Genomic DNA, 6,221 nt, shown 5'->3' on the forward strand with positions numbered 1-6,221 from the left:
TGCGAGATATGACGCTGCGTCAAAACAGCGCGCACGGCAAAATTTCCGCGCGCGCCCAATCGGTTGTCAGACGATGGTCGCCTCGGTCGCGGCCCGAAGCTCGTCTTCGGTGACGCCATCGGCCAGTTCGACGATCCGCAGCCCGCCGGGGGTCACGTCAAGCACGCCAAGGTTCGTGATGATGCGGTCCACCACCGCCTTGCCGGTCAGCGGGAGGGTGCATTCGCGCAGGACCTTGGACTCGCCTGCCTTGTTCGTATGGTCCATCACGACAACGACGCGCCCCACCCCGGCCACGAGGTCCATCGCCCCGCCCATGCCCTTCACCAGCTTGCCGGGGATCATCCAGTTGGCCAGATCCCCCTGTTCCGACACTTCCATCGCGCCAAGGATCGCCATCGCGATCTTGCCGCCGCGGATCATGCCGAAGCTGGTGGCCGAATCGAAATAGGCGGTCTTCGGCAGTTCGGTAATGGTCTGCTTGCCCGCGTTGATCAGGTCGGGGTCTTCCTCGCCCTCATAGGGGAACGGCCCCATGCCCAGCATCCCGTTTTCCGATTGCAGCGTCACCTCCACCCCTTCGGGGATGTAGTTGGCGACCAGTGTCGGAATGCCGATGCCAAGGTTCACATACCAGCCGTCCTGCAATTCCTGCGCGGCGCGGGCGGCGATCTGGTTGCGGTCCCACATGTTACGCCTCCCTCTGACGAACGGTGCGCTGTTCGATGCGTTTCTCGTGCTGGCCCTGCACGATGCGATGGACATAGATGCCCGGCAAATGGATGTGATCCGGGTCGAGGCTGCCGACCGGCACGATCTCCTCCACCTCGGCGACGCAGAGCTTGCCGCACATCGCCGCGGGCGGATTGAAATTGCGCGCCGTCTTGCGGAAGATGAGGTTGCCTGTCTCGTCCGCCTTCCACGCCTTGACGATCGACAGGTCCGCCACGATCCCGCGTTCGAGGATATAGGTCTGTCCGTCGAACTCCTTGTGGTCCTTGCCCTCCGCAATGACGGTGCCGACGCCGGTCTTGGTATAGAACCCCGGAATGCCCGCGCCCCCCGCCCGCATCCGTTCGGCCAAGGTGCCCTGCGGGTTGAATTCCAGCTCCAGCTCGCCCGACAGATATTGCCGCATGAACTCGGCATTCTCACCGACATAGGAGGAGATCATCTTCTTCACCTGCCGCGTGCCCAGCAGAACGCCCAGACCGAAGCCGTCCACGCCCGCATTGTTGGACGCGATGGTCAGATCCTTCGTCCCCGCCGCCCGGATCGCATCAATCAGCAGTTCCGGGATGCCGCAAAGCCCGAAGCCGCCCGCCGCGATCAGCATCCCGTCGAACAGCGCCCCGTCCAGCGCCTCGGATGCCGAGCCGTAGATCTTCTTCATCTCTCCCCCCCGTTTACGATGCAGTTGCAGCATTAGGGGCGGCGCGCCCCGCCCTGTCAATCTGTCGCCGCTTGAATTACCCGGCGGCAAGCGGCAAACAGGCAGCGTGCCCGCGTGGTGAAATGGTAGACACAGAGGACTTAAAATCCTTCGGCTTCGGCCATGCCGGTTCGAGTCCGGCCGCGGGCACCAAAGCACATCGAGATACCAGTGATTGTTGATCGGCATGCCCCACGAAGATAGGGCGTGGGGCACTTGGCCTCCGCGTCACGTCTTCTCATTCTGCCAGACCCACTTCGTCACCTGCCGAACCGGGCGCCGGACGATGATCCCCGCTTGCAGATCCGCGGCTGACGGCAGCAGCCATCGCATCGTCATGAATTCGATCGTCCGGCACCGGCTGCACGGCCAAGGTGGGACATGGGCCTCGTGGAAAAAGTCCAGCACCTTCAGAAGATCCGCAGCCCAATACCGCACCTCGCGGCGACACCCGTTGCAACGCATGACCATCATCATGCCGTCTCCGGCGCAGGTGCCGATATTCCGGTTGTTGAAACGGTTTCGGGACGGGACTTCCGGCATTGGATCGGCTTAAGCGAACTGGAGCACCGCTGCGTGCCCGTCGCCTTCCATCACCAGAACCTCCGGGCGATCGACGCCGCACCGCTTGCACAAGGTCCGGTCGAAGAAGCCGGGATTGCGATAGCCACCCTGCCAGAATGTGTCCGGGATATCCTCCAGCGCCACGCGCTTTGCACAGCGGCAGCCGGGGTTTCGACAGGTGAAGGTGAAAAAGGCCATGACGCGTTCTCCATTCCGCAGAATGAGAACATTTACAGAACACCTGATGATTCTGAAACCCGGCCCATTGTGCTAGGCTGCAAGGAATCAGGGGATAACTCATGTGCAACCTATACAGCAGCACCCGGGGGCAAGAGGCGATGCGCGCCCTCTTCCCGTCGCGCGAGGTCATTGATCGGCTGGGCAACCTGCCGCCCCTGCCTGAGATTTACCCTGACCAGCAAGCGCCCATAGTGCGAAACGCCGAGGGCGGCGTGCTGGAGTTTGTCATGGCCCGGTGGGGTCTGCCCTCCCCGCCGCAGTTTCACAGCAAGAGCGGCATCGATCGCGGCGTGACGAATGTCCGAAACGCCTCATCGCCGCATTGGAGACGCTGGCTCGGCCCCGTGAACAGATGCCTCGTCCCCTTGACCCGCTTCGCCGAACCCGCAGGGAAAGGGCTGGGCAACGCGTGGTTCGAGATAACCGATGACCGCCCCGCCTTCTTCGCCGGCATCCACGTCCCGCGCTGGACCTCGACCCGCAAGCTGAAGGATGGCGAGACAACCGACGACCTTTATGCATTCCTGACGACGGAGCCGAACGAAGTCGTCGCGCCGATCCACCCCAAGGCCATGCCCGTCATTCTAACGGAACCCGCAGAGTGGGAGACATGGCTGAGCGAGCCATGGGCCGATGCCCGTCAACTGCAAAGGCCACTCGCGAGCCACCTGCTTCACGCCCACGCGGTGCAAGCTCGACTGATCTAAGCACCACATCCTGCATCGATCCGCGCAATCAGCGCCTGACCCGTGAGAACCACGCGATCGCTGCCCTCATCTGCCAGCGCCGCTGCATGTGCCGCCCGGTCCGCGCGGGTTGCATCGCAGAGCGCGTCACCGGCGGTTAGGTTCACGGGCGCGCAGCTTGAAAGTATATACAGTGCTGCTATTGATATACATACTCGCATCCACTAGATTTCCTTAGTGTTTAAGGGGTTGTGATCATGAAGCTAGATCCGAAGATTATCGACGCATTCAGAGTTCTAATCGATTACGAACCGGATACCGGAAGGATGTATTGGAAGGCCCGAGATGCATCCCTTTTCAGCGATGCCGGTCGCAATGGACGCTTTGATAGCTACCGCAAGGCTAACGCGGACAAGTGGAACAAGCGGTTTGCTGGCTCCGAATGCTTCAACATTTCGAATGGCAAAGGCCACCTACAAGGCGCGGTGTTTGGCCGGAAATATATGAAGCATCGAGTTGCATGGGCATGGAGCTATGGAGAGTGGCCTGATTTATACATCGACCACATCAACGGTGACGGGCACGACAACCGTCTTTCGAACCTTCGCCTAGCAAGCGCTGTTCAAAGCCAGATGAATACGAAATCTCGCGTCAGCTCGGCGCTTGGCATAAAGGGTGTCTCATTCCACAGGCGGAACCGTCGATTCATCGCATCCATCTGCACCGAAGGAAAAAAAATCCATCTTGGATATTTTGATACTGCGGAGGAAGCAGGCCGTGCCTACAACGTCGCAGCAGAGAGGATTCAAGGGGATTTTTCTCTATCTGCTTCTCGGGGGCCTCTTGCCTAGCCAAGTGCGAGCATCATCAGCATCACGAGCAACATCCGCATTGGCGGCTCCCTCCATCGTTCGTTGATAGTCATGGGCGGCACGGTCCTTCTGGGACCGCTTCCCAGCACTCTTGCCGCGGAAATAGGCAATGATCACGCTGGCCAGCGCCACGACAGCGCCGCCCAGCAGCGCCTCAAGCCCGCCCAGCATCACAGCTTCCTCGCATCGCCAGTGCGCTTGGCACGCGCGTAATACCATTCGGTCGCCGCGCCGAGGATCAGGCCCGCCACGGCCGTCGCCGCCTCGATGACGACGGGATCGTTCGACAGGGTATCGGCCGCCCCCGCCGAGACGACGCCATAGCTGACGAGCGCGCCAGCGAGATACCTCAGGATCACCCTCACGATTGCCGGGTTGATGTGCATGTCAGGCTCCTTTGAAGATGCGGTTGAAGATGGAGGCCAGCGCATCCCACAGGGTGGGTTTCGGCGCGGGCTTGGGCGGGCGCACCGGCTCAGGTTGGACGGACAGCGCCGTCTCATACTGGCGGGCCAGCGAGGCGATCTCGTCCGCGCTGTCGGTGCCATTCACGATCCGGCGCGCCCCGCGGTAATCGACAGTTGACCCGATGAAATCGGACAGCTTCTTGCCGGTGAACCAGCCCTTCTGCATGCCAAGCACGAGGATCTGCGCGGCAATATCCGGCTCCAGCGCGCGGTCGGGCTTCGTGATCAGGTCAATGCCCAGCGCGGCCCCGGCGCGGACGTAGTTGTCCCGGCCCGTGATCTGGACGTGCCCCCGGCCACGATAGGTCCAACCATCGTTCGCGAGGGTGTTCCCCATGCGCCCGCCATAGACCCTGTTTGCCAGCCCCTGCGGATTGCTGGCGTAGGGCCGCGCCTCGGCCACCGATGCGAACCGCGTCGGCCAGACCTGCCGGATGCGCTCGGCGGTATAACGCAGGTTCTCCTCCACCGGCACCATCTTGCGCCCGCCCTCCCAGAAGGCGGTGGCCAGCACATAGGCCGTCTGCTGCCGGGTCAGCCCGCGCAGCGCGCATTCGTTTCGGATCAGCTGGGTGTGCCCCAGCGTGAGGTTGATGCTCATAGTTCCTCTCATGAAAAAGCCCGCCATCGGCGGGCGTGCGCTTGTGCGGCGTGGAAAGCTTGTTTGCTGACGGATGATGTCCAATTACCCCCGGTGCCCGGGGTAGTTGCCGTATGAGTGCCGCTTCGTCCTAGGTCGTCCCAACCGCGAAGCGATTGCCGGGTGCACCGCGCTCTAGACACCCTGCCGAGTTGTCGGAACGGAACGCGGATTGGGCGGTTGAATGGGTCTCGCGTGCCGAAAGACCCCATGTCGGTGGCGAGCGCGGCGAAGGGCCTTCCCGGTCACCTTCGCCGCGTACGCCACACAGACAGGACAAGCCCATGAGCGACTATCAAAAACCGAAGAACCCTAAGAAAGCTGGCATCGTCATCGTTGCGATCGCCGCCGCTATCTTCCTTGTCATCTTTGTCGGGCTGAACCTTCGAAATGCCGACGACTCTGGCGCGATCGATGTGGACCCAACCGATCCCCCTGCCGGCGCGACAAACTAAGCGCCATACCTCTATTGTCAGAATCGTGATCGGCGGCCATCGTGCCGCCGTTAACTATTTTTGGAGATTGACGATGAAGACGCTTTTGGCGGCGAGCGCGATGGCGCTAGCGGCGGGCGCGGCTGATGCCGCAGTATATGACTTCTCTTTTGTTCAGACAGGATGCGTCACCGTCAACTGCGGTATCTTGGGAGCCGGGTTCACCGTTGATCTCCCCTCGCTCATCAATCAGTCCTTCAACGTGATGTGGTCCGACTCTACCGAGCTACCCGCACCCCTGCTCTCCGAACCTTTTCCGACGGCCGTCAATGCAGGCGCTCAGGTCTCCTTGACGACGGACGAGTACGGTCAAATTGTCGAGATTTTCGGCAGCCTCGATGACGCAGGTTACACGCACTACTTCGACATCGATCTGGTCGGCTATTACATCAACCTGGAGTGGGATAGCGACGTGATCGCGTCCGGCTATTGGACGGCCAAAGAGGTAGACGCGCCAGCACCTGTTCCGCTTCCCGCGTCGGCACTGCTGATGCTGACAGGTCTGGCCGGGTTCGGCGCGATGCGCCTTCGCCGCCGGTGAACTGACGGGAGGGGGGGCGGTATTCCCGCCCCTCACCTACATCAGCGCCCGACCTCATCCAGTGTCGCCCGGAGGACGGCAATCGTATCCTCCAGCCATGGCGCGACCAGCGCGGCCGGCACGCTCGATCCCGGCGCCAAGCGGTAATCCTCCGGCTCGTCGCCCCCGGTGCCATCCGCGTCGGAGATGCCTGCGAACAGCCCGTTCAGACTGGTGCCAAACGTGAAGTTGTCGGGGGCAATCGTGGCCTTGCCGCTGCTGTCCTCGATCATGGTCGTGACGTTG

General features: G+C 61.8%; 11 protein-coding genes and 1 tRNA gene. 5 read left to right on the forward strand and 7 right to left on the reverse strand.

Annotated features, from left to right (window positions below):
* Positions 1 to 66: 66 nt before the first annotated feature.
* Both E2K76_RS18335 and E2K76_RS18340 read right to left on the reverse strand, forming a co-directional pair.
* The gene (locus tag E2K76_RS18335; protein WP_136685894.1) at positions 67 to 690 is read right to left on the reverse strand and encodes a CoA transferase subunit B; all 624 of its coding nucleotides are present in this window, start codon (positions 688 to 690) and stop codon (positions 67 to 69) included.
* 1 nt (position 691) lies between these two features.
* Positions 692 to 1,393: a CoA transferase subunit A gene (locus E2K76_RS18340; protein WP_136685895.1), complete on the reverse strand. Its 702-nt coding sequence runs from the start codon at positions 1,391 to 1,393 to the stop codon at positions 692 to 694.
* A 108-nt stretch (positions 1,394 to 1,501) separates the two neighbouring features.
* On the opposite strand from E2K76_RS18340, the gene E2K76_RS18345 reads away from it, so the two are divergent.
* Positions 1,502 to 1,585, forward strand: a tRNA-Leu gene (locus E2K76_RS18345).
* 75 nt (positions 1,586 to 1,660) lie between these two features.
* Here the strand turns inward: E2K76_RS18345 and E2K76_RS20665 are convergent.
* On the reverse strand, positions 1,661 to 1,909 hold the full coding sequence (locus tag E2K76_RS20665; protein ID WP_246033020.1) for a hypothetical protein: 249 nt from the start codon (positions 1,907 to 1,909) through the stop codon (positions 1,661 to 1,663).
* A gap of 75 nt (positions 1,910 to 1,984) precedes the next feature.
* The gene (locus tag E2K76_RS18355) at positions 1,985 to 2,194 is read right to left on the reverse strand and encodes a hypothetical protein (protein WP_136685897.1); all 210 of its coding nucleotides are present in this window, start codon (positions 2,192 to 2,194) and stop codon (positions 1,985 to 1,987) included.
* 101 nt (positions 2,195 to 2,295) lie between these two features.
* On the opposite strand from E2K76_RS18355, the gene E2K76_RS18360 reads away from it, so the two are divergent.
* Positions 2,296 to 2,943: an SOS response-associated peptidase family protein gene (locus E2K76_RS18360; RefSeq protein ID WP_136685898.1), complete on the forward strand. Its 648-nt coding sequence runs from the start codon at positions 2,296 to 2,298 to the stop codon at positions 2,941 to 2,943.
* A gap of 236 nt (positions 2,944 to 3,179) precedes the next feature.
* Entirely contained in the window at positions 3,180 to 3,773 is a 594-nt protein-coding gene (locus E2K76_RS18365) for an HNH endonuclease (protein WP_136685899.1), read from the forward strand.
* Between the two features lie 191 nt (positions 3,774 to 3,964).
* Here E2K76_RS18365 and E2K76_RS18370 read toward each other — a convergent pair whose 3' ends face one another.
* Complete coding sequence (locus E2K76_RS18370) at positions 3,965 to 4,180, reverse strand: hypothetical protein (RefSeq protein ID WP_136685900.1); 216 nt, start codon at positions 4,178 to 4,180, stop codon at positions 3,965 to 3,967.
* Between the two features lies 1 nt (position 4,181).
* Entirely contained in the window at positions 4,182 to 4,862 is a 681-nt protein-coding gene (locus E2K76_RS18375; protein ID WP_220432300.1) for a carboxypeptidase, read from the reverse strand.
* Between the two features lie 323 nt (positions 4,863 to 5,185).
* Between E2K76_RS18375 and E2K76_RS20470 the strand changes: the two genes are divergently transcribed.
* Entirely contained in the window at positions 5,186 to 5,356 is a 171-nt protein-coding gene (locus E2K76_RS20470) for a hypothetical protein (protein ID WP_169053382.1), read from the forward strand.
* Between the two features lie 73 nt (positions 5,357 to 5,429).
* Positions 5,430 to 5,936, forward strand: a complete 507-nt coding sequence (locus tag E2K76_RS18380; protein ID WP_169053383.1) for a VPLPA-CTERM sorting domain-containing protein — start codon at positions 5,430 to 5,432, stop codon at positions 5,934 to 5,936.
* Between the two features lie 41 nt (positions 5,937 to 5,977).
* On the opposite strand, the gene E2K76_RS20475 is transcribed toward E2K76_RS18380, so the two are convergent.
* Positions 5,978 to 6,221 (reverse strand): hypothetical protein (locus E2K76_RS20475; protein WP_169053384.1); only part of this gene is annotated, 244 nt, incomplete at its 5' end.

This window comes from Falsirhodobacter xinxiangensis (assembly GCF_004959935.1).
Lineage (GTDB): Bacteria > Pseudomonadota > Alphaproteobacteria > Rhodobacterales > Rhodobacteraceae > Falsirhodobacter > Falsirhodobacter xinxiangensis.